Raw genomic sequence first — 21,988 nt, forward strand, 5'->3', positions numbered from 1 at the left:
GCGGCGGCTTGCGCTAGGCGGCGGCGATGCACAATGGACCCACCATCGCCCTCCTCGTCGCCGCAGGCAGCGGCAGCCGGTCGGGCCAGACCGTCCCCAAGCAGTTCGCGCGCCTCGGCGGCCGTCCGCTGGTGGCGCATGCCCATGCCGCGCTGGCCGCGCATCCGGGGATCGACCGGGTGGTGGTGGTGATCGGCGCGGGGCAGGAAACTGCCCTCGCCGAAGCGCTGGGCGACGTATCCTATGTGATCGGCGGGGCGACCCGGCGGGAGAGCGTGGCGGTGGGCCTCGCCGCGATCGGCGATGCCGCGCGCGTCCTGATCCACGATGCCGCGCGTCCGTTCGTGCCCGCCGCGGTGATCGACCGCCTGCTCGCCGCGCTCGATCATGCGCCCGGCGCGGTGCCGGTGCTGCCGGTTGCCGATACGCTGGCGCAGGGCGACGCCATGCTCGGCGACGTGGTGCCGCGTGCCGGGCTGGTCCGGGTCCAGACGCCGCAGGCGTTCGCGACCGCCGCGATCCGCGAGGCCCATGTCGCATGGGATGCAAGCGTGGAGGCGACCGACGATGCCCAGATGCTCCGCGCGATCGGGCTGGACGTTGCGACCGTCGAAGGAGACACGATGCTCGACAAGATCACCTGGTCCGCCGACTTCGCCGCCGCCGAAGCGCGGATCGCGCCGACGCTGATCTCGCGCAGTGCCACCGGCTACGACGTCCACCGGCTCGAGGCGGGCGAGGAACTGTGGCTCGGCGGGGTGCTGATCCCGCACGATCGCGGGCTGTCGGGGCATAGCGATGCCGATGTGGCGCTGCATGCGATCACCGACGCGCTGCTCGGCACGATCGGCGCGGGCGATATCGGGACGCACTTCCCGCCGAGCGACATGCGCTGGCGCGGGGCGGCGTCGGACCAGTTCCTCGCCCATGCTGCGTCGCTGGTGCGGGACGACGGCGGGATCATCGATTTCGTCGACCTGACGCTGATCTGCGAGGCACCCAAGATCGGCCCGCACCGCGCCGCGATGCGCGCCCGGATCGCCGACATCCTCGGCCTGAGCGAGCGGCAGGTCAGCATCAAGGCGACGACCAGCGAGCGGCTGGGCTTCACCGGGCGGCAGGAAGGCATCGCCGCACAGGCGATCGCGACCGTGCGGGTGCCGGCATGAGGCGCATCGCCGCCGCCCTCGCGCTGCTCGCCTGCGGCAGCGCGCAGGCGCAGACCCCGGCGTCGTGCGTCACCCCGGCGGAGGCCGAGGCGCTGGTGCTGTTCGTCGCGCCGGAACTGATCCGGCAGGCGGGCAACCGCTGCGCCTCCGCGCTGCCGCCGACCGCACTGATCCGGCGGACCAGCGGGCCGTTCCTCGCCCGCTACGAAGCGGAAACGGCGGGCGCATGGCCGCAGGCGAAGGCGGCATTGTCGCGCCTCACCGCGCCACAGGCGATCCAGCTGCTCGATTCGTCCTTCGCGGCGCCGATCGTCGCCTCGCTGATCGCGCCGATGGTGGTCGGCAACGTCGATCCCGCCGACTGCCCGCGGATCGAGCGTGCCGCAACGCTCGTCCAGTCGCTGCCGCCGCGCAACGTCGCCGGACTGGTCGTGTTGTTCGCCCAGATCGACGCCGACAGCCCCAAACCCCAGATGCGCCTGCCGCTGTGCGGCACCCGCGCCCGGAACTGAAGCCCCATGGACACCCTCCTCCCCACCGAACTCGTCGCCGCCGCCCGCCGGGTGGTGGAGGCCAATCGCGCCGCCGGACGCCGGGTGACGCTGGCCGAAAGCTGCACCGGCGGCCTCGTCGCCGCCGCGATCACCGAGATACCGGGATCGTCGGAGGTGTTCGACACCGGCTTCGTCACCTATTCCAACGAGGCGAAGGTGGCGCAGGTGCGGGTCAGCTCCGACGTGCTCGAAACCTTCGGCGCGGTGTCGGTGGCGACGGCGTGGAGCATGGCGCAGGGTGCGCTGGAGGCGTCCGGCGCCGATGTCGCGGTGGCGATCACCGGCGTCGCGGGGCCGGGCGGCGGCAGCGAGAAGAAGCCGGTCGGCACCGTGGTCTTCGCCCGCGCGGAAAAGGGCGGCGATCCGGCGAAGGTCGTCGCCGACCTGCGCCACTTCGGCGATCTGGGCCGCGGCGGTATCCGGCTTCAGGCGGCGCTGTGCGCGCTCGAACTGCTGCTGCCGCCCGAGGAAGCGCCCGACGAGCCGGTGCCCGAATCGCCGTAAAGCGCGGCGGCGCGATCCTCGAATGCGCCGATCATCTTGCGCAGCGCGCGGTCGAACACCTGCCCCGCCAGCATCTCGAACACGCGGTTCTTGAACTGGAAATCGACGCAGAACTCGACCAGCGTGCCGCCCTGCCCGTCCGGCTTGAAGCGCCAGTCGTTGTTCAGATATTTGAGCGGCCCGTCGAGATAGTCGACGCGGATATGATCGGGCCGCTCCTTCTGCACCTTCGAGGTGAAGCTCTCGCGCAGGCCCTTGAAGCCGACGATCATGTCGGCGACCATCTCCGTCTCGCTCGACGAACGCACGCGGATCGCGTTGACCCACGGCAGGAACTCGCCGTAGCGGCCCACGTCGGCGACGAGGTCGAACATCTGCTCCGGGCTGTAGGGCAGATGGCGGGTTTCGGTATGTTTCGGCATCAGGCGCGGACAACGCCCAGCTTGGCGTCGCGGTTCGCGCGCATCCGCTCGAAATCATCGCCCGCGTGATAGCTCGACCGCGTCAGCGGCGACGATGCGACCAGCAGGAACCCCTTGGCGCGGGCGATCGCGGCATAGGCGTCGAACGCCTTGGGCGTCACGAAATCGATCACCTTGGCGTGGCGCGGCGTCGGCTGGAGATACTGGCCCATCGTCAGGAAATCGATGTCGGCCGAACGCATGTCGTCCATCACCTGATGCACCTCGAGCCGCTCTTCGCCCAGGCCCAGCATGATGCCGGACTTGGTGAAGATCGACGGGTCGAGCTTCTTGACGCTCTCCAGCAGCCGCAGCGAGGCGTAATAGCGCGCACCGGGGCGGATCGTCGGGTACAGCCGCGGCACGGTTTCGAGGTTATGGTTGTACACGTCGGGCCGCGCGGCGACGATCGCCTCGACCGCCGCCTCGTGCTTGTTGCGGAAATCCGGGGTCAGAATCTCGATCGTCGTCGTCGGGTTGGCGGCGCGGATCGCTTCGATAACCTTGACGAACTGGCTCGCCCCGCCGTCGGGCAGGTCGTCGCGGTCGACCGAGGTGATGACGATGTGGTTCAGCCCCATCGACGCCGCGGCTTCGGCGACATGCTGCGGCTCCATCGGATCGACCTTGCGCGGCATGCCGGTCTTCACGTTGCAGAAGGCGCAGGCGCGCGTGCAGGTGTCGCCGAGGATCATGACCGTCGCATGCTTCTTCGACCAGCATTCGCCGATGTTCGGGCAGGCCGCTTCCTCGCAGACGGTCGTGAGGCTCTTCGACCGCATCAGCGCCCGCGTCTCCGCCACGACCTTGCCGGTCGGGGCCTTCACCCGAATCCAGTCGGGCTTGCGTTCACGCTGCGGGCGGGGGAGCGGCGACATCTCGTTCATGGGGCCCAGATAGCGATCCGCAGGGAAACGAACAACCGCCTGCAACGTTCGCGCGCGCCATGCGTCTTGAGGGCCGAGGGAAGCGTATAATCTATGATGGAGAATCCTTGATGCACTTCAGCGACCTCAAAGAGGGTTACTACCGTTTCCGCGGCACCGAGTGGCAGCAGGAACGCGCGCGCTGGAGCGAACTCGCCACCGGGCAGAACCCCAAGGTGATGGTGATCGCCTGTTCCGACAGCCGCGTCGATCCGGCGACGATCTTCGGCGCGCGGCCCGGCGAGATCTTCGTGGTGCGCAACGTCGCCAACCTCGTCCCCCCGTTCGAGGACGACGGCGGGCGGCACGGCGTATCCGCCGCGCTGGAATTCGCGGTCACGAAGCTGGAGGTCGAGGAAGTCCTCGTCCTCGGCCATGGCGCATGCGGCGGCGTCAACGCCTGCCTGACGCAGGCGCTGGCCAACACCAAGCCGGGCGAAGGCGGGTTCGTCGCCCACTGGATCGACCTGCTCGACGAAGCGCGCGAGAAGGTCGTCGCCGAGCACGGCACCGGGCCCGAGGGGCAGAAGGCGCTGGAGCAGGAAGGCGTGAAGGTGTCGCTGAAGAACCTGATGACCTTCCCGTTCGTCAGGGAACGGGTCGAGTCGGGCAAGCTCAAGCTGCACGGTGCGGTCTTCGCGATCGACGACGGGCGGCTGAGCGTGCTCGAAGGCGAGAAGTTCGAGAACGCCTGAAGTAAAACTCCTCCCCGTTCTCGGGGAGGGGGACCAGCCCCAGGCTGGTGGCGGGGGATCGCCGCAGACGCAGCGATGGTGGAGCAGGCAACCCCCCTCCACCACCCGCTTTCGCGGGCGGTCCCCCTCCCCGTACCGGGGAGGATTTACTCCTTCGGGCCGTCCACCGTCACGCGGATGTTCAGTTCGCGCAACTGCTTGGGCGTCGCATAGTTGGGCGCGCCCATCATCAGATCTTCCGCCTTCTGCGTCATCGGGAAGGTGATGACCTCGCGGATGTTCGGCTCGTCGGCCAGCAGCATGACGATGCGATCGACGCCCGGCGCCGATCCGCCGTGCGGCGGCGCGCCGAACTTGAAGGCGTTGATCATGCCCGCGAAATTGGTGTCGACATCCGCCTGGCTGTACCCGGCGATCTCGAACGCCTTGTACATGATCTCCGGGCGATGGTTCCGGATCGCGCCCGACGACAGCTCCACGCCGTTGCAGACGATGTCATACTGATAGGCGAGGATGTCGAGCGGGTTCATCGTCTCCAGCGCTTCCATCTCGCCCTGCGGCATCGAGAAGGGGTTGTGGCTGAAATCGACCTTCTTCGCGTCTTCATCATACTCGAACATCGGGAAATCGACGATCCAGCAGAACTCGAACCGCTTGTCGTCGATCAGGCCGAGTTGCTCGGCGACGCGGGTGCGCGCGAGGCCCGCCAGCTTCGCTGCCTGCGCTTCCTTGCCCGCCGCGAAGAACACGCCGTCGTCGGGACCGAGGCCGAGCGCCTCGGCGATCTTCGCCATGCCCTCGTCGCCATGGTTCTTGGCGATCGGGCCGCCCCATTCGCCGCCCTTGCGGGTGGCATAGCCGAGACCCGCGAAGCCTTCGGACTGTGCCCAGGCGTTCATGTCGTCGAAGAACTTGCGGCTCTTGTCCGCGGTCCCGGGCGCAGGCACCGCGCGCACCACGTCGCCCGCCTCGACGATCGAGGCGAAGCGGCCGAAGCCCGATCCGCGGAACAGGTCCGATACGTCGGTGATGAGCAGCGGGTTGCGCAGGTCGGGCTTGTCGTTGCCGTACTTCAGCATCGATTCGCGGTACGGGATGCGCTTGAACGGCAACGGCGACACGGTGCGGCCCTTACCCTGCCAGTTGGCATATTCCTCGAACACGCCGTGCAGCACGGGTTCGATCGCGGCGAACACGTCCTCCTGCGTGACGAAGCTCATCTCGAAGTCGAGCTGGTAGAATTCGCCCGGACTACGATCGGCACGCGCGTCCTCGTCGCGGAAGCAGGGCGCGATCTGGAAATAGCGGTCGAAGCCCGCGACCATCAGCAGCTGCTTGAACATCTGCGGTGCCTGCGGCAGCGCATAGAATTTGCCGGGATGGACGCGGCTGGGGACGAGGTAATCCCGCGCGCCTTCGGGGCTGCTCGCGGTCAGGATCGGTGTCTGGAATTCGGTGAAGCCCTGGTCGATCATCCGGCGGCGCAGCGAGGCGATGACGTTCGAGCGCAGCAGTATGTTGGCGTGCAGCCGCTCGCGGCGCAGGTCGAGGAAGCGATAGCGCAGGCGGATATCTTCCGGATATTCCGCCTCGCCCGCCACCGGCATGGGCAGTTCCTGCGCCGCCGATTGCAGCGTCGCGGCGCGGGCGTAGATCTCGATCGCCCCGGTCGCGAGGTTGGGGTTCCTCGTCGCTTCGGAGCGCAGCTTGACCGTGCCGTCGATCGTCAGCACCGATTCGGTCCGCGCCGATTCGAGCAGCGCCAGCGCCGGGCTGTCGCTGTCCGCCACGATCTGGGTAATGCCGTAATGGTCGCGCAGGTCGATGAACAGCACGCCGCCATGGTCGCGCTTGCGATGGACCCAGCCCGACAGGCGGACGGTATCGCCTTCGTTCGCGCCCGTAAGCTGGCCGCAGTTATGGGTACGATAGGCGTGCATTGCATTCTGACCTTGCTGTTCCGTCATTCCCGCGCAGGCGGGAATCCATAAACGCCGACCTTGCGGCATCCACGCGGACCTCGCGTGTATGGATCCCCGCCTCCGCGGGGATGACGGTGGAATGGACGGTTGGCCGCTTCCCCTTCCAACCCCCTTTTGTCAAGGCGCACGGGGCTGCTATGCGGGCGGGATGCATATCCATCCGTTGATCGAGGACAGCGCGACGCTCGCCGCCCTCTGCGCCCGCCTCGCCAAGTCCGATTTCGTCGCGGTCGATACCGAGTTCATGCGCGAGAACAGCTACTGGCCCGAACTCTGCCTGATCCAGATCGCCAATACCGAGGAAGCCGCCGCCATCGATCCGATGGTACCCGGCATCGACCTGACCCCGCTGCTCCAGCTGCTGACCGACAATGACGCGGTGCTGAAAGTCTTTCATGCGGGCGGGCAGGATATCGAGATCGTCTACAACCTGACCGGCAAGACCCCCTTCCCGCTGTTCGACACGCAGGTGGCGGCAATGGCGCTGGGCCAGGGCGAGCAGGTCGGCTATTCCAACCTCGTCGACGCCTATCTCGGGATCACCGTCGACAAGGGCGCGCGCTTCACCGACTGGTCGCGCCGCCCGTTGGACGACCGGCAGATCGACTATGCGATTGCCGACGTGACGCATCTCTCGGTGATCTTCCCCAAGATGCTGGCGAAGCTGCGCAAGACCGGGCGCGGGCTGTGGCTGGACGAGGAGATGGAGCGGATCGCCGATCCGGCCAACTACTTCAACGATCCGGAACAGGTGTGGCAGCGCATCCGCGTCAACAGCCGCAAGCCCGAGGTGCTCGGGCGGCTGAAGGCGCTGGGCAAGTGGCGCGAGCTGGAGGCGCAGGGCAAGGACCTGCCGCGCGGACGCATCGTCAAGGACGAGACCGTCGCCGACCTTGCCGCGAATCCGCCGCGCAGGCAGGCCGATCTGGCGAAGGTGCGCGGGCTGTCGGCGGCATGGGCGCATAACGACATCGGTGCGCGGATGATGACCGCACTGGCCGAGGCGAAGCCGCTGAGCGCGGCCGAGATGCCGGGCCGCGATGAACGCAAGCCCGCGCTCGGCAAGGAAGGGGCGCTCGTCGCCGACCTGCTGAAACTGCTGCTCAAGATCCGCGCGAACGAGATCAAGGTCGCGGCGCGCCTCCTCGCCCGGTCGGACGATCTGGAGGCGCTGGCGGCGGGGCAGCGCGAGGGGCTGTCGATCCTGACCGGCTGGCGGTTCGAGCAGTTCGGGCGCGACGCATTGGCGCTGGTCGAGGGTCAGCTCGGGTTCACCGTGCTGGGCGGAAGACTGAAGATGACACGGGCGGAGGTCGTCGAATGAAGCGAATCGCATGGGCAGGACTGATGCTGGCGGGCTGCGCGCCGGTGGCACCGGACGCACCGCCGCTGCCGAGGCCGCGCCCGGCGCCGCCGGTGGCGGTGATGCCGCCCTCCCCGCCGGTACCGCCGGGCGACGAGGCGGCGGTACAGGAGCCGCAGACGCCGTGCCGGATCGCGGCGGCGGCGTCGCTGGTCGGCAAGCCGCTTACCCCGGCGTTGCAACAGGAAGCGCAGGCGAAGGTCGGCGCGCGCTCGGTGCGGGTGATCCGTCCGAACAGCCCCGTCACGATGGACTACCGCCCCGACCGGCTGAACATCGAGGTCGACGCCGGCAACAACGTCACCCGCTTCCGCTGCGGATAGTGGGAAGTTGGCGAAGGTTGCGCCAAATCGGCATTGAGGATGCGTTGCCGGAGGGGGCGACGTTCAGCGATCGGGTGCCGTGCGTCAACGACGAAGCAATTATATTCGTCACCCGGACCTGTTCCGGGGTCCACGGCGCGGCAATCGGTGCGGTTCGAGCCTCTGTCGGCGGCGCTTGCGGTTCGGTGGACCCCGGAACAAGTCCGGGGTGACGGTAGAAACTGGATGTCGACCGGGCCTGTACTCCAATGACATGGGGCGTACTCGTTCGTCCGGAGTAGCCATTGCGCCTGTCGAAATGGCGTGTCGAAGGACCGCGTGGGACTGATCCTCCTCGCCTGCGCTCAGTCCCTACGCAGCAGGAACGGGGCCGCCTGACGATGTCAGGCTCCGGAAAGTCACACCCTGTAACACCGCCGTTCGTCCCGGGCGAAGTCGAGGGACATGCCGCAGCCGCAGCGCCCGGTGTCTCGACCGGGCTCGAGACGAACGGTGGACGTGGTGGGTAGACGGTTCAAGGAGCAGCCACCCCCCTCCGCACGATCGCCGCCCTGTAGGGAAGTCAGCCGGTCGCCAATGCCGCTTCCCCGCCCAGCGCCGTTGCCAGCGCGCGATGGCGCTTCTGCACCGCCTCGCCATAGAGCGGGGCATCAGCAGGCGACACGACCAGCTCGATCCGCCCGCCCGCACGGCGGAGCGACGTGCGTTGCAGCGGCGCGGCGACACCGCCGCTCAGCCGCTGGCCCAGCCGCATCGCCAGCCCCCAGCGTTTCGCGCGCGCCAGTGCCGCCGCCGGGGCGAGCCGCCCGAGCGGTTCGGGGGTGTCGCCGCCGCCGCCGAGGCAGCTGTGCAGCGCCTGCGCCACGATCGCGCGCCCGGCGGCGTCGATCGCGACCCAGTTGCCGTGCAGCGCGATCTCGACGCCGCGTTCCGCGCGGAACTCCGGGTTGGCATGCCAGCCCACGTCGGCGAGCAGGCAGGCGGCATGGCGCAGCCGGACCGCCGCTGCATCGTCTTCCGGGAACAGCGGCGCGATCCACCGGTGGAGCAGGTCGCCATGCTCGGCGAAGCGCCCCTGCCGTGCGCCTTCGTCATGTGCGGCGACGAGCAGCGGGTCTTCGGCACGGATCGCCGGATCGAGCGCGGCGTAGAGCAGCCCTTCGCGCAGGCCATAGGCGGAGATGATCGTCGTGGCGCATCCCAAGTGCCGCGCGACCGACGCGAGGACCGCGGCGGCATTGTCGAGCGTCGGCACCCGCCCGCCCGACAGATTGGGCACCAGCTTCAGGTCGGCGCGCGGGGTAGCCGACAATATCTTGCGGAGCTGCCCGATCCGGTCGAGCGACAGCGGATAGCCGTGCGCGATCGGCAGCGGATAGCCGGTCAGATGCATGTCGAACCGCGCCAGCGCACGCCACGATCCGCCGACGAGGTAGAGCGGCAGCCCCTTGCCCTGCCCCTTCCAGCCGGTGTCGGCCACCAGCCGGGCGACGGTGCGGTCGAGTTCGTTCGGCCCCTTGTCCCGGATCGCGCCGATGCGCAGCACGCCGAGCGGGAACGACACCCGTTCGCCGAGCTTCCCGCGCGACACGAGGACGAGTTCGAGGCTGCCCCCGCCCAGATCGCCGACGATGCCGTCGGCATCGGGAATGGCGGAAAGGACGCCGTATCCGGCGGCCTGCGCCTCCTCCTCGCCCGGCAGGGTTTCGACGGTCAGCCCGGCATCCTCCGCCACCGCGATCAGTTCGGCGCCGTTGCGGGCATCGCGCACCGCGGCGGTGGCGACGGTGCGGACGACCGGTACCGCCATCTCGCGCGTCAGCCACGCGAAGCGCCGGATCGCGGCGCGGGCCGTCGTCATCGCCTCGGCATCGATCGTACCGGTCTGGGCGAGCGAACGGCCGAGCCCCGCCAGCACCTTCTCGTTGAACAGGATGGCGGGGATGCGCGCCGGACCGCCATAGACGACCAGCCGGATCGAGTTCGAGCCGATGTCGACGATCGCGCTGTGCGCGGTCGGGGCGGACGACGGTTTCGACCGGCCGAACCCCATCAGGCGATCGCCCCGCGTGCGGCACGCCATGCCCGGAGCGACAGTTTCTTCGGGATCATCGCCTCGCCGCTCTCGATCGCCGCGCCGCGTCCCGACAGCGACGGGTTGGTCATGAAATAGCGATGCAGGTTGAACGGCCGCTCGCCCTTGGCCGCGCGGCGATAGCTGCCGTCGGCCTTCAGCTCCCATGTCTGTTCGGTGTCGAGCAGGTTCGCGACCATTACCTGGTCGAGCACCTGGTCGTGCACGGTAGGATTGTTGATCGGCAGGAGATATTCGACGCGCCGGTCGAAGTTGCGCGGCATCCAGTCGGCGGAGGAGACATAGACCAGCGCGTCGTCGTTGGGCAGCGCCTGCCCGTTGCCGAAGCAGTAGATGCGGCTGTGTTCGAGGAACCGCCCGACCACCGACTTCACCCGGATATTGTCCGACATGCCCGGCACGCCGGGGCGCAGGCAGCAGATGCCGCGCACGATCAGGTCGATCTGCACGCCCGCCGCCGATGCCTCGTACAGCTTGTCGATCAGCGCCGGATCGACCAGCGAGTTCATCTTGAGCCAGATCGACCCCTCGCCGCCGGAACGCGCGGTCTGGATCTCGCCCTCGATCAGCGCCTCCAGCCGGTTGCGCAGGTCGCGCGGGGAAATGGCGAGCTGTTGCAGCGCCTGCGGCTCGACATAGCCGGTGATGTAGTTGAACACCTGCGCCGCATCGCGCCCGATCACCGGATCGGCGGTGAAGAAGCTGAGATCGGTATAGATGCGTGCGGTTACGGGATGATAGTTGCCGGTGCCGAAATGGCAGTAGGTGCGATAGCCCTGCTCCTCGCGCCGGACGACCATCGATATCTTGGCGTGGGTCTTCCACTCGATGAAGCCGTAGACCACCTGCACCCCGGCGCGTTCGAGCACCGAGGCGAGGTTGAGATTCTGTTCCTCGTCGAAGCGGGCCTTCAGCTCGACCACGGCAGTCACCGACTTGCCCGCTTCAGCCGCGGCGACCAGCGCGGCGACGATCGCCGACTGCTTGCCCGCGCGGTAGAGCGTCTGCTTGATCGCCACCACGTCCGGGTCCGCCGCCGCCTGCTTGATGAAGGCGATCACCACGTCGAACGTCTCATACGGGTGGTGGACGACGATGTCCTTGGCGCGGATCGCGGCGAAACAGTCGCCGCCATATTCGCGGATGCGCTCGGGGAAGCGGGGGCTGAAGGGCGGGAATTTCAGGTCCGGGCGATCCTCCGCCACGAGCATCGACAGGTCGCCGATGCCGAGGAAGCCGCCGGTTTCGGTGACGACCGCGTCGCTGCCCATCATCTCGTCGCGCAGCAGCTCGACCAGCTCGTCGGAGATGCCCGATTCGATCTCCAGGCGGATCACGCGGCCGCGGCGGCGGCGCTTGATCGCGGTGCGGAAGTAGAGGACGAGATCCTCCGCCTCCTCCTCCAGCTCGATGTCGCTGTCGCGGATCACCCGGAACGCCGCCGAGGCGCGCACGTCGTAGCCGGGAAAGAACAGGCCCGAGAAATGGCGCAGGATCGTCTCGATCGCGACATAGCGCGCGGTCTTGCCCGGCAGGCGCACGAAGCGCGGCATGGCGGGGGGCAGCAGCACGACCTCACGCACCTCCGCCTCGTCCGAACGGCGGATCAGGTCGAACAGCAGCGCCGAGCCGAGGTTGGGGATGAAGGGGAACGGATGCGCCGGATCGAGCGCCTGGGGGGTCAGCACCGGGAACACCTGCTCCCGGAAATAGCGTTCCAGCCACACTTCCGCATCGCCCGCGATCTCGCCCTGCCCCAGCACCGCGATGTCGGCGGCGGCCAGTTCGGCGGCGATGTCGCGCCAGATGCGCTGCTGGCTGTCGACCAGCTGCGCGGCATCGGCGATGATCGCCTCCAGCTGCTGGCGGGGGGTGAGGCCGTCGGGCGATTCATGGCCGACGCCCTGCGCCTGCTGCCCCTTCAGTCCCGCGACGCGGACCATGAAGAATTCGTCGAGATTGGTCGCCGAGATCGACAGGAAGCGCAGCCGTTCGAGCAGCGGGTGGTCGGCGTTGCACGCCTCGTCCAGCACGCGGCGGTTGAAGCCCAGCCACGACAGCTCGCGATTGAAATAGCGCGCCTCGGGCACGGCGGCGACGGTCGTGCCCGCGGCGGCGGGGGCGGCCTGTTCGGTCATGCGGCGGGGTCCGTGATGAGCGAGGTGCGACCGAGCGCGGCGCGCACGGCGGGAACGGTCAATTGGCGCGTCGAACGCGACATGGCATCTTCCTCCAGAGCCTCGACAACGCGGAGCACGGCAAGGTGGCTCCGGTCGACGCGGCGGGCGAGCCAGCGCACCAGATCGGGCGCGGCGGTCAGCTCCTTCCTGTCGAAGAGATGTTGCAGCAGCGTTTCGATCAGCAGCTCGTCGGGCGCGTCCAGCCGCACGACCGGCGTGGCGGCGATGCGCGAGCGCAGGTCGGGCAGCGCGATCCGCCACACCGGCGGGGTCGCATCGGCGACGATCAGGAGCGGCCGCCCCTCCGCCTGCGCCTGGTTCCAGGCGTGGAACAGGTCGGTCTCGCTCGCCAGTTCGGCATCGTCGGCGATCATGCCGCCGCTGCGGCCCGCGAACATCCGCGCCAGCAGCGTCCGCCCCGACTTGCGCGGGCCGGTGAGGATCGCGACCGGCAACGGCCAGAGGCCCCAGTTGTCGAGATACTGGACCGCCTGCGCGTTCGACGGGCTGACGAGGAACTGGTCCTCGCGCGCGCCGGGGGGAAGCTCGAGCGGAAAGCTGAGCTGCGCGGGGCCGCCGGGGGGCGTCGTCATCCCGTCGGCGTGCCCGAGGGCGAGGGCGAGGGCGCGGGTGCCGGTGCGGCCGCGCGACGACGGATGCGCAGCGCGCCCTCGCCCTGCTGCACCTGCCAGCCGCGACCCTCCAGCGCGGCGGCGAGGACCGCGGCGTCGCCGCTGAAGGTGACGCGCAGCACCGATACGCCGCCGAGCGCGAGGCTGGTGGTCGCCGCGCTGCGCACGCCGGGAACCGAGCGCAATGCCGACTCCGCCGAATCGACGGCGGCCGCGTTGGGCGTATCGGCCTGTACCGACAGGGTGACGAGCGGTTCGCCGGGGCCGGGCAGCGGGCTCGGCTGGGTCGGGTCGAGCGTCAGCGTCGGGTCGGTCGCGTCCAGCGGATCCTCGACCGGGGTGGCGGGGGTGCCGGGCGGCGGCGCGCTGAGCGCCACGTCGGGGCGCAGCGCGCCGCTGCGCAGCGCCTGCTGGTACAGCGCGTCGATGCGGCGGACGCCCTCGTCCAGCAGCTGCGGCACGGCGTCGCCCTGCTCCACCCGCAGCGCGAAGCGGCCGATCAGCCGGTTGTCGGGGCCATAGCCCGCGGTGAAGGTGCCGACGACCGGGCCGCCGGGCCATTGCCGCTCCAGCCGCACCTGCGGGATGAGCACGTCGGACGCGCCATACTGGTTCAGCACCGTGCGCCACCAGCCACGCCCGCGCCGCGTGACCTGTCCGGCGTTCAGCAGCAGCGCATCGCCGCCGGTGCCGCTGGGCCGCACATAATCCATCACGCTGCCCCCGGTGCGGAAGCGCGCCCATGCCGCCTGCCACGGCGTGGCCCGCTCGAACGCGGTGCCGGTGCCGCCTTCCCAGATCAGCGGCACGACGAGCATGGCGGGCGAGCGTTCGGACACGCCCGCGATGCCGAGGATCGACGCGGCGCGCCCGCGATTGAACAGCACGCCCAGCCGCGCGACATAGCGCTGCGGCCCGATCTGTTCGCTTTCGACCACGATGCCGCTGACCAGCGAATCGAGCGTGCCGTCGGGCAGCGTCTGCGCCGATCCGGTCAGCCGCTGCGACAGCATCTGCCAGCCCTTGCGCTGCGCCAGCCGCCAGCCCGCGGTGCGCGCGGCTTCGGCACTGGGCGCGGCGACATCGACGCGCACGCCGCTCACCTCGAAGCTGCCCGAGCTGTCGACCGCGGCGACGCCGCCCTGTGCGACGACCGCGCCGGCCACGACCGTGCCGAGGACGGCGGCGACAAGCAGGCGGCGGGGGTCGAGCGAAGTCATCCGCGCCTTTTGACGAAGCAGGCGTGGAAATCCAAGCGGGATATCGGTAACCGCCCAATCCATGAGCAACGAAGGCGACCGCGGCGGCGGCTATACCTACGCACAGGCGGGCGTTTCGATCGCGGCGGGCAACGCCCTTGTCCGCGCGATCGGGCCGCTGGCGAAATCCACGAGGCGTCCCGGCGCCGACGCCGAACTGGGCGGGTTCGGCGGGGTGTTCGACCCCAGGGCGGCGGGGTTCAGGGACCCGCTGCTGGTCGCCGCCAACGACGGCGTCGGCACCAAGCTGAAACTGGCGATCGAGCATGACGCGCACGACGGGGTGGGCATCGATCTGGTGGCGATGTGCGCCAACGACCTGATCGTGCAGGGTGCCGAGCCGCTGTTCTTCCTCGATTATTATGCCTCGGGCAAGCTGGTGGCGGACACCGCCGAGCGGGTCGTCGCCTCGATCGCCGAGGGCTGCCGCCAGGCGGGCTGCGCGCTGATCGGCGGCGAGACGGCGGAAATGCCGGGCATGTATGCCGAGGGCGACTATGACCTCGCCGGTTTCTGCGTCGGCGCGGTGGAGCGCGAGCAGCTGCTCACCGGCGACAAGGTGGGCGTGGGCGACGTGATCCTCGGCCTCGCTTCGTCGGGCGTGCACAGCAACGGCTTCTCGCTGGTGCGGCGACTCGCGGCGGACAAGGGGTGGAAGCTGGATCGCCCCGCGCTGTTCGATGCCGACGTGCTGCTGATCGACGCGCTGATGGCGCCGACGCGCATCTATGTGAAGCCGCTGCTCCCGCTGCTGCGCGCGGGGCGCATCCATGGCCTCGCGCATATCACCGGCGGCGGGTTGCTCGAGAATATCCCGCGCGTGCTGCCCGAAGGCGCGCATGCCCGCGTCGATGCCGATGCATGGGCGCAGCCCCGGCTGATGGCGTTCCTGCAGGCGCAGGGCAATATCGAGCCGGAGGAGATGGCGCGCACCTTCAACTGCGGCATCGGCATGGCGGTGCTGGTGTCGGCGGACGAGGCGGACGCCGTCGCGGCAGACCTTGCGGCGGCGGGCGAGAACGTGGTGCGGATCGGCACGGTCGAGGCGGGCGACAAGGGCTGCACCGTGCACGGCAGCGCGGGCACGTGGAGCGCCCGTGCCGGATGGAGCGCGACGCATCTTGGTTGACGCGGAAGTTTGCACAACCTCGTCATTCCCGCGCAGGCGGGAATCCATATGCGCTGGCGTGGCGGCTGGAATCGAAACGGCGGCGTCTATGGATTCCCGCCTTCGCGGGAATGACGAAGGGGTCGGAGGGGCGCGGCATGCCGACCACGCCTAAGCACCGGGTCGGCGTCCTGATCTCCGGACGGGGATCGAACATGGCGGCGCTGGTCGCGGCGGCGGAAGCGCCCGGCTGCCCGTACGAAGTCGTGCTGGTCGCATCCGACAAGCCCGACGCGGCGGGACTCGCCCATGCAGCCGGGCGCGGCATCGCGACCTTCGCCCACAGCCCGCGCGGTATTCCCAAGGCCGAGTATGAAGCGGCGATCGACGGCGCATTGCGTGCGGCGGGGGTCGAGACGGTGGCGCTGGCGGGCTATATGCGGCTGCTCTCCCCCGGCTTCGTCGCGGCGTGGCGCGACCGGATCGTCAATATCCACCCCTCGCTGCTGCCGAAGTACAAGGGGCTCGACACCCACGCCCGCGCGATCGCGGCGGGCGATGCCGAGGCGGGCTGTTCGGTCCATGTCGTCACCGAGGAACTCGACGCCGGGAGCGTATTGGGCCAGGCGCGCGTTGCGATCCTGCCCGGCGACACGGCGGACAGCCTTGCCGCGCGGGTGCTGGTGGCCGAACACCGGCTGTATCCACAGGTGCTGGCGGAGTTTGTGACGCGATGAGCGAGACGGCGGCAAAGGTCCGGGCGACGGCGATGCGCCTGCCCGGCGTCGAGGCGAGCGGGGACGGTGCCGAGTTCCGGGTCGAGGGTGCACCCTTCGCGCGGATCGACGGCGATACGCTGCTGCTGAAGGAGGACGACTGGACCGGGGTCGCGATCGACGGCGATACCGACTGGACCCTGATCGACGATCGCATCGCCCGCGCATGGGAGTTGACCGCGCCGCGCGACCTGCTGGAGGCGGGCGGGCGGTGAGCGACGCCGAGGAGGCGCGCGCCGAGCGCCGCCGCTGGATCACGCTGGCGGAGGGCGTGGCGGTGGCGGGCGTGGTGATCGGCGCACTGACGCTGTGGAACAACGTGTCCGAACGCCGCACCGCCGAAGCCGAGCGCGCGGCGGCGGGCGTGTCGGCGCAGAAGGCGAAGGCGGCACTTGCCCTGACGGCCAAGGTGGAGGGCGACGGTCTCGCGCTGTCCGCCCCCGACCGGCGGATCGAGCGGATCGAGGTGACGTTCCCCCCGGCGCTGAAGGTCGCGGACCAGAGTGCGGTCGGCGACATCGCGATCCCCGCCGACTGGGTGCGTGGCCCGGTGCTCTCGATCACCGACGGCGGCAAGGATGCGCTGGAAGGCCGGTTGCCGGTGGCGATCACCGCGGTGTGGTTCGACGGCGATACCGAACGGCGGTCGAGCGCGATCTATGATCTGGTATTCGCGACGCATGGCCGGATGGTCGGCGGGCGGGCGTTCGCGCTCAAGGCACTGGCCCGGCGCGAGGCGGCGACCGGCGGGGTCGCGCGGCGGCTCGATACGCTGTGGGCGCAGGAACTGGGGCGGCTGGCGGGGTAGGCCCGCCCGGCGGCCTTCCCGCCCCGTTTGCTTCGAGCTGGTCGAGCAGCGGTTGCTTGGGGCAACCCGTTCTCGACGGACGCTTCTCGACTGTGCTCGAAGCTGCTCGAACCGAACGGAAGATTGGAGGGGTGCCTGCTCCCTCAAGGAAGCAGGCACCCCGTCACATCAGCCGACGATCTCTTCCGGCTTGAAGAAGAAGTCGATCTCGATCTTCGCATTCTCTTCCGAATCCGAACCATGGACCGAGTTCGCCTCGATCGATTCAGCCAGTTCCTTGCGGATCGTGCCCGGCTCGGCGTTCGCCGGGTTGGTCGCGCCCATGATGTCGCGGTTGGCCTGCACGGCGTTCTCGCCTTCCAGCACCTGCACGACCACCGGACCCGAGATCATGAATTCGACCAGATCGTTGAAGAACGGACGCTCGCGGTGCACGCCGTAGAAGCCCTCGGCCTGCTCGCGGGTCATCTGGATGCGCTTGGAGGCGACGACGCGGAGCCCTGCTTCCTCCAGCATCTTCGTGACCGCGCCGGTCAGGTTGCGGCGGGTGGCGTCGGGCTTGATGATCGAAAAGGTACGGGTGGCGGCCATGGCGGTCGCGGCTCCTGCGTTGGATTGTGATGGTCCGCGGCTCCCTAGAGGCGCGCCGGACGACTGGCAAGGCTCAGGCGGCCTGTTCCCAGCCGCCGTCGCCCTGCCGCCAGTAGCGGCGCTCGATGCCGTCGCGGCTGGCCAGCGCCTTCCACGCGGCGCGCGCGGCGGCGATATGCTCCTCGCCGAAGAGGTGGAAGGCGCGGTCGAACCCCAGCGCCTCGTCGCGCCAGCGCCCGTCGACGATCGCGACGTTGCGCGCGCCGTTGGCGGGGGTGGGTTCGGCGGCGATCAGCACCGCCTGTCGCGCGTCGTCCCCCGCGCCCGCTTCTGCATGCGGCAGGAAGCTGTCGGGGGCAAAGGTCCACAGCGCGGTGTCGAGTGCGCGGCGCTGTTCGGCGTCGCCCGAGAGCAGCAGCAACCGCTGCCCGTCGTCGTGCAGCCGCGCGGCGATGCGCGGCAGCACCCGGTCGAGCGGGGTACGGGTCAGGTGGTAGAAGTCGACTTTCATACGGCCAATCCCGTCGTTCCCGCGCAGGCGGGAACCCATTGCCGCCGACGTGGCGCTTCTGTCCGCAACGCCAGCGTATATGGATTCCCGCCTGCGCGGGAATGACGAAGTTCTGCGGCGTTACTCGAAATTATCCTTCACGAACCGGTCGAGCAGCCGCACGCCGAAGCCGGTCGCGCCCTTGTCGTGGTGGTTGCCGGGCTTGTCGGCCCACACCATCCCCGCGATGTCGAGATGCGCCCAGCGCACGCCGTCCTCGATATAGCGCTTGAGGAACTGCGCGGCGGTGATCGATCCCGCGCCGCGCGGGCCGATGTTCTTCATGTCGGCGATCGGCGAATCGAGCAGCTTGTCGTATGCAGGCGACAGCGGGAAACGCCACAGCAGGTCGCCCGACTCCTTCGATGCCGCCAGCAACTGGTCGGCAAGCGAGTCGTCGTTGGCGAACATCCCGCCATGCTCGTTGCCGAGGCTGATGATCATCGCGCCGGTCAGCGTGGCGAGATCGACGATCGTGCCCGGCCGGTGCGTCCGCTGCACCCACGTCAGCACGTCGCACAGCACGAGGCGACCTTCCGCGTCGGTGTTGAGCACCTCGATCGTCTGGCCCGACATGCTGGTCACGACGTCGCCGGGGCGCTGCGCCTTGCCGTCGGGCATGTTCTCGACGAGGCCGACCACGCCGACGACGTTGGCCTTCGCCTTGCGCGACGCCAGCGCCTTCATCGCGCCCGCGACCGCGCCCGCGCCGCCCATGTCCCACTTCATGTCCTCCATGCCGGGGCCGGGCTTCAAGGAAATGCCGCCGGTGTCGAAGGTCACGCCCTTGCCGACGAGCGCGAGGTCGGTGGTGTCGCCGCCCTTGCCGTGCCAGCGCATCGCGAGCAGGCGCGCTTCCTTCTCCGACCCAAGGCTGACGCCGAGCAGCGCGCCCATGCCGAGTTCGCCCATCTGCGCTTCGTCGAGGATGGTCAGTTCGACGCCGAGGTCCGCCAGTTCGCGGCACTTCTCGACGAAGGTCTCGGGGTAGAGGAGGTTCGGCGGATCGGTGACGAGGGTGCGGGTGAGGTCGAGCCCCCGGGTGATCGCATCCGCCGCGACGAACGCATCGTCGATGCCCTCGGGCGCGCCGACCACGGTGATCGTAGCCAGCGTCGGCTTCGACGCCTCGGGCAGCTTCGTGCGATAGGCGTCCTGCCGCCAGCCACGCTGTGCGGCGGTCGCGGCGAAGCGGGCGATGCCCGCCGCATCCGCCGCCGTGCCGGTAAAGTCGACGGTCAGCTCGGCGATGCCGGACAGCAGGAACCGGCCGGTAAGCGCGCCGCCCGCCTTCTCCAGCGCAGGCCCGTCGCCGTCGCCGATCCCGAGCAGGATCAGCCGGTCGGCGGCACCGCCCTCACCCGGCACGAAGATCTCGGCGATCGATCCCGCCTCGCCGTCGAACCGGCCCGCGGCGGCGGCACCCTGCGCCAGCGTCGCGACCGCGGGGTCGAGCCCGGCGTCGGCGATACGGTCGATGCCGCCCTTCGCGATCGGCAGGACGAGGGCGGGCGCGGTGCCGCGGGCGGCGGCGAACTGGATCGAGATCGACATGGACTTCCTTTGCAACACCAATTCCGGTGCGAACCGCGTTCTTATGCGGATGGTCCGGCCCGCGTAAAGCGGACGGACGGCGATTGCGGTTCCCGGCGCACGATGCGATAGGCGGGCGCAGCGCCACGCGCATGGCCGGGCAACGATATTGGGGAAGTTCGACTAGTGAAGCGTTCGTTCGGGTCGATCGCCCTTGGCCTGAGCCTGCTCGCCGCCGCCGGTCCGGCGTATGCGCAGGATTTGCAGGACCGCCCCGCCGCCCCGCCCCCGCCCGAAAGCGCGCTGCCGACGCCGCCCGCATCCGACCAGATCGATTTCTCGTCCGACCTGCTGGAATATGACAGCAACGCCGATGTCGTCACCGCCAGCGGTGAGGTGCGGCTGCTGCGCGAGGGCAACCGTCTGCGCGCCGACCGGGTGACGTGGAACCGCAAGACCGGACAGGTGGTGGCGACCGGCAACATCGCCGTCACCAACCCGCAGGGCGATATCGCCTATGGCGACCGGATCGAGCTGACCGATACGCTGAAGGACGGCGTGGTCGACAACATGCTGGTGGTGCTCGACGAAGGCGGGCGGATCGCCGCCAGGCGCGGCACCCGCTCCGAGAACGGCGTCGTGACGGTCGAGAGCGCGGCCTATACCCCCTGCGCGGTCACGACCTCGGCGGGTTGTCCCAAGGAGCCGTCGTGGAAGATCACCGCGCTCAGGGTCCGGTACGATCCGCAGCGCCAGCGCATCCGCTATACCGGCGCGGGGCTGACGATATTCGGGCTGCCGACGATCCCGCTGCCGTCCTTCTCGCATTCGATCGGCGACAACAGCGATTCGGGGCTGCTCGCCCCCTCGATCCGGCTCGACCGGGTGAACGGGGTCGAGGTCGCCGTTCCCTATTACTTCAGCATCGCACGCAACCGCGACCTGACGATCACGCCGCACGTCTTCACCGCCGTGCTGCCGATGCTCCAGGCCGAATATCGCGCGCTGACCGACAAGGGTGCGTATCGCGTCACCGGCTATGCCACCGCCAGCCGCCGGAGCGACGACCTCGTGCTCGGCATCGTGCCGGAAGGCACGCAGCAATCGTTCCGCGGCTATCTCGATGCGACCGGGCGGTTCCAGTTCGATCCCGCATGGAGCGTGTCGGCATCGCTGCGCTATACCACCGACCAGACGTTCCTGCGCCGCTACGACATCTCGCGCGACGATCGCCTGCGCAACAACGTCACCGTCGAGCGGATCGACCGCAATTCGATGCTGTCGATCAGCGGCTGGGCGGTGCAGACGCTGCGCGTCGGCGACGATCAGGGGATGCAGCCGGTCGCGCTGCCCGAACTCGACTATCGGCGGCGGTTCGAGGGATTGCTCGGCGGCGTCGCGCAGGTGCAGCTCAACACGCTGGCGATCGGCCGGTCGGAGGGGCAGGATACGCAGCGCGCGTTCGTCGCGGCGCGCTGGGATCTGACGCGCTACACCCCGCTCGGGCAGGAAGTGACCTTCACCGCCTATGGCCGGGCCGATGCGTATAACGCGCACGACACGATCGATACCGCGGTGCTCGCCTATCGCGGGACCGAAGGCTTCACCCCGCGCGGCATCGCGGCGGCGGCGGTCGATATCCGCTGGCCGTTCGTCGGCGCGGTCGGGCGGGGCACGCAGCGGATCAGCCCGCGCGTGCAACTGGTCGCGTCGCCCAGGATCGCCAATCTGGCGGTGCCGAACGAGGATGCGCGTGCCGTCGACCTCGAGGATTCCAACCTCTTCGCGCTCAACCGCTTCGCCGGATACGACCGGTTCGAGGATTCGTCGCGCGTCACCTATGGCCTCGACTATGCGCTCGACCTGCCCGGCCTCGCGCTGACCGCCACCATCGGGCAGAGCTATCGCACCAGCGAGCGCGCGAGCATCCTGCCGAGCGGCACCGGGCTGGACGACCGCTTCTCCGACTTTGTCGGGCGCACCGATATCCGCCTGCGCGAGTTCGTGACCTTCACCCACCGCTACCGGCTGGACAAGGACGGCCTCAAGATCCGCCGCAACGAGCTGGACGCGACGATCGGATCGCGGCGGACCTATGTGCAGGTCGGCTATCTCCGGCTCAACCGCGACATCGACGAGCTGGAGGATTTGCAGGACCGCGAGGAGGTGCGCGCCGCCGGGCGCGTGGCGTTCGGGCCGTTCTGGTCGGCGTTCGCTTCCGCCACCGTCGACCTGACCGACCGGTCGGAGGATGCGCTGTCGCTGTCCGACGGGTTCGACCCGATCCGCCACCGCATCGGCGCGCAATATGAGGACGACTGCCTGCGGCTCGGCCTGACGTGGAAGCGCGATTACCAGCGGATCGGCGACGCGCGCAGCGGCAACAGCTATCTCGTCACGCTGGCTTTCAAGAATTTGGGGCGATAGATAAGGCTGGGTTCAGCCGGGGCGGGCCATGTTTTCGCCCGAATGGTACGGC

The 21,988-nt window shown here is 69.3% G+C and carries 21 protein-coding genes; 11 read left to right on the forward strand and 10 right to left on the reverse strand.

Annotated features, from left to right (window positions below; all coding sequences use genetic code 11):
• Nucleotides 1-26: 26 nt before the first annotated feature.
• The 3 genes from ABLE43_RS13825 to ABLE43_RS13835 are packed head-to-tail and all read left to right on the forward strand — an operon-like array spanning nucleotide 27 to nucleotide 2,227.
• Nucleotides 27-1,169: a bifunctional 2-C-methyl-D-erythritol 4-phosphate cytidylyltransferase/2-C-methyl-D-erythritol 2,4-cyclodiphosphate synthase gene (locus ABLE43_RS13825; protein WP_348979019.1), complete on the forward strand. Its 1,143-nt coding sequence runs from the start codon at nucleotides 27-29 to the stop codon at nucleotides 1,167-1,169.
• Nucleotides 1,166-1,681, forward strand: coding sequence for a hypothetical protein (locus ABLE43_RS13830; RefSeq protein ID WP_348979020.1), 516 nt, complete (start codon nucleotides 1,166-1,168; stop codon nucleotides 1,679-1,681). Before ABLE43_RS13825 ends, ABLE43_RS13830 begins: the two co-directional genes overlap by 4 nt.
• A 6-nt stretch (nucleotides 1,682-1,687) precedes the next feature.
• Nucleotides 1,688-2,227 carry a CinA family protein gene (locus ABLE43_RS13835; RefSeq protein ID WP_348979021.1) on the forward strand — a complete coding sequence of 180 codons (540 nt, stop codon included), beginning with the start codon at nucleotides 1,688-1,690 and terminating at the stop codon, nucleotides 2,225-2,227.
• Here the strand turns inward: ABLE43_RS13835 and ABLE43_RS13840 are convergent.
• A complete protein-coding gene (locus ABLE43_RS13840; protein WP_348979022.1) occupies nucleotides 2,149-2,649 on the reverse strand; it encodes a type II toxin-antitoxin system RatA family toxin in 501 nt (166 codons plus the stop codon). The genes ABLE43_RS13835 and ABLE43_RS13840 overlap by 79 nt on opposite strands.
• Nucleotides 2,649-3,575: a lipoyl synthase gene (gene lipA / locus ABLE43_RS13845; RefSeq protein ID WP_348979023.1), complete on the reverse strand. Its 927-nt coding sequence runs from the start codon at nucleotides 3,573-3,575 to the stop codon at nucleotides 2,649-2,651. The genes ABLE43_RS13840 and lipA overlap by 1 nt, the downstream gene beginning before the upstream one ends.
• A 107-nt stretch (nucleotides 3,576-3,682) precedes the next feature.
• Here lipA and ABLE43_RS13850 point away from each other — a divergent pair, with 107 nt between their 5' ends.
• Entirely contained in the window at nucleotides 3,683-4,309 is a 627-nt protein-coding gene (locus ABLE43_RS13850) for a carbonic anhydrase (protein WP_348979024.1), read from the forward strand.
• A gap of 146 nt (nucleotides 4,310-4,455) precedes the next feature.
• On the opposite strand, the gene aspS is transcribed toward ABLE43_RS13850, so the two are convergent.
• A complete protein-coding gene (gene aspS / locus ABLE43_RS13855) occupies nucleotides 4,456-6,249 on the reverse strand; it encodes an aspartate--tRNA ligase (protein WP_348979025.1) in 1,794 nt (597 codons plus the stop codon).
• A gap of 190 nt (nucleotides 6,250-6,439) precedes the next feature.
• On the opposite strand from aspS, the gene rnd reads away from it, so the two are divergent.
• Nucleotides 6,440-7,615: a ribonuclease D gene (rnd, locus tag ABLE43_RS13860; protein WP_348979026.1), complete on the forward strand. Its 1,176-nt coding sequence runs from the start codon at nucleotides 6,440-6,442 to the stop codon at nucleotides 7,613-7,615.
• Nucleotides 7,612-7,977, forward strand: a complete 366-nt coding sequence (locus ABLE43_RS13865) for an I78 family peptidase inhibitor (RefSeq protein WP_348979027.1) — start codon at nucleotides 7,612-7,614, stop codon at nucleotides 7,975-7,977. The genes rnd and ABLE43_RS13865 overlap by 4 nt, the downstream gene beginning before the upstream one ends.
• Before the next feature lie 562 nt (nucleotides 7,978-8,539).
• Here ABLE43_RS13865 and ABLE43_RS13870 read toward each other — a convergent pair.
• From ABLE43_RS13870 to ABLE43_RS13885, 4 genes are read right to left on the reverse strand one after another with little or no spacing between them, the layout of a single operon-like run.
• On the reverse strand, nucleotides 8,540-10,060 hold the full coding sequence (locus ABLE43_RS13870) for a Ppx/GppA phosphatase family protein (RefSeq protein ID WP_425475273.1): 1,521 nt from the start codon (nucleotides 10,058-10,060) through the stop codon (nucleotides 8,540-8,542).
• Nucleotides 10,030-12,210 (reverse strand): RNA degradosome polyphosphate kinase, encoded by a 2,181-nt coding sequence (locus tag ABLE43_RS13875; RefSeq protein WP_348979028.1) that lies wholly within the window; start codon nucleotides 12,208-12,210, stop codon nucleotides 10,030-10,032. Before ABLE43_RS13875 ends, ABLE43_RS13870 begins: the two co-directional genes overlap by 31 nt.
• Complete coding sequence (locus ABLE43_RS13880; RefSeq protein WP_348979029.1) at nucleotides 12,207-12,845, reverse strand: P-loop NTPase family protein; 639 nt, start codon at nucleotides 12,843-12,845, stop codon at nucleotides 12,207-12,209. Before ABLE43_RS13880 ends, ABLE43_RS13875 begins: the two co-directional genes overlap by 4 nt.
• Nucleotides 12,842-14,104 (reverse strand): heavy-metal-associated domain-containing protein, encoded by a 1,263-nt coding sequence (locus ABLE43_RS13885; RefSeq protein ID WP_348979030.1) that lies wholly within the window; start codon nucleotides 14,102-14,104, stop codon nucleotides 12,842-12,844. The genes ABLE43_RS13880 and ABLE43_RS13885 overlap by 4 nt, the downstream gene beginning before the upstream one ends.
• Before the next feature lie 61 nt (nucleotides 14,105-14,165).
• Here ABLE43_RS13885 and purM point away from each other — a divergent pair, with 61 nt between their 5' ends.
• The 4 genes from purM to ABLE43_RS13905 all read left to right on the forward strand — a co-directional run bounded on the left by purM (nucleotide 14,166) and on the right by ABLE43_RS13905 (nucleotide 16,835).
• Complete coding sequence (gene purM, locus ABLE43_RS13890; RefSeq protein ID WP_348979031.1) at nucleotides 14,166-15,272, forward strand: phosphoribosylformylglycinamidine cyclo-ligase; 1,107 nt, start codon at nucleotides 14,166-14,168, stop codon at nucleotides 15,270-15,272.
• 137 nt (nucleotides 15,273-15,409) lie between these two features.
• Complete coding sequence (purN, locus tag ABLE43_RS13895; RefSeq protein WP_348979032.1) at nucleotides 15,410-15,988, forward strand: phosphoribosylglycinamide formyltransferase; 579 nt, start codon at nucleotides 15,410-15,412, stop codon at nucleotides 15,986-15,988.
• Entirely contained in the window at nucleotides 15,985-16,242 is a 258-nt protein-coding gene (locus ABLE43_RS13900; protein WP_348979033.1) for a hypothetical protein, read from the forward strand. The genes purN and ABLE43_RS13900 overlap by 4 nt, the downstream gene beginning before the upstream one ends.
• Nucleotides 16,239-16,835: a hypothetical protein gene (locus ABLE43_RS13905; protein ID WP_348979034.1), complete on the forward strand. Its 597-nt coding sequence runs from the start codon at nucleotides 16,239-16,241 to the stop codon at nucleotides 16,833-16,835. Before ABLE43_RS13900 ends, ABLE43_RS13905 begins: the two co-directional genes overlap by 4 nt.
• A 168-nt stretch (nucleotides 16,836-17,003) precedes the next feature.
• On the opposite strand, the gene ndk is transcribed toward ABLE43_RS13905, so the two are convergent.
• The 3 genes from ndk to ABLE43_RS13920 form a co-directional block, all read right to left on the reverse strand.
• A complete protein-coding gene (gene ndk / locus ABLE43_RS13910) occupies nucleotides 17,004-17,426 on the reverse strand; it encodes a nucleoside-diphosphate kinase (protein WP_348979035.1) in 423 nt (140 codons plus the stop codon).
• 73 nt (nucleotides 17,427-17,499) lie between these two features.
• Nucleotides 17,500-17,937: a DNA polymerase III subunit chi gene (locus ABLE43_RS13915; protein WP_348979036.1), complete on the reverse strand. Its 438-nt coding sequence runs from the start codon at nucleotides 17,935-17,937 to the stop codon at nucleotides 17,500-17,502.
• 120 nt (nucleotides 17,938-18,057) lie between these two features.
• Nucleotides 18,058-19,524 (reverse strand): leucyl aminopeptidase, encoded by a 1,467-nt coding sequence (locus ABLE43_RS13920; protein WP_425475275.1) that lies wholly within the window; start codon nucleotides 19,522-19,524, stop codon nucleotides 18,058-18,060.
• A gap of 171 nt (nucleotides 19,525-19,695) precedes the next feature.
• Here ABLE43_RS13920 and ABLE43_RS13925 point away from each other — a divergent pair, with 171 nt between their 5' ends.
• Entirely contained in the window at nucleotides 19,696-21,936 is a 2,241-nt protein-coding gene (locus ABLE43_RS13925) for an LPS-assembly protein LptD (protein ID WP_348979038.1), read from the forward strand.
• Nucleotides 21,937-21,988 lie beyond the last annotated feature (52 nt).

The sequence above is a fragment of the Sphingomonas silueang genome (genome assembly GCF_040049155.1).
Classification (GTDB): Bacteria; Pseudomonadota; Alphaproteobacteria; order Sphingomonadales; family Sphingomonadaceae; genus Sphingomonas; species Sphingomonas silueang.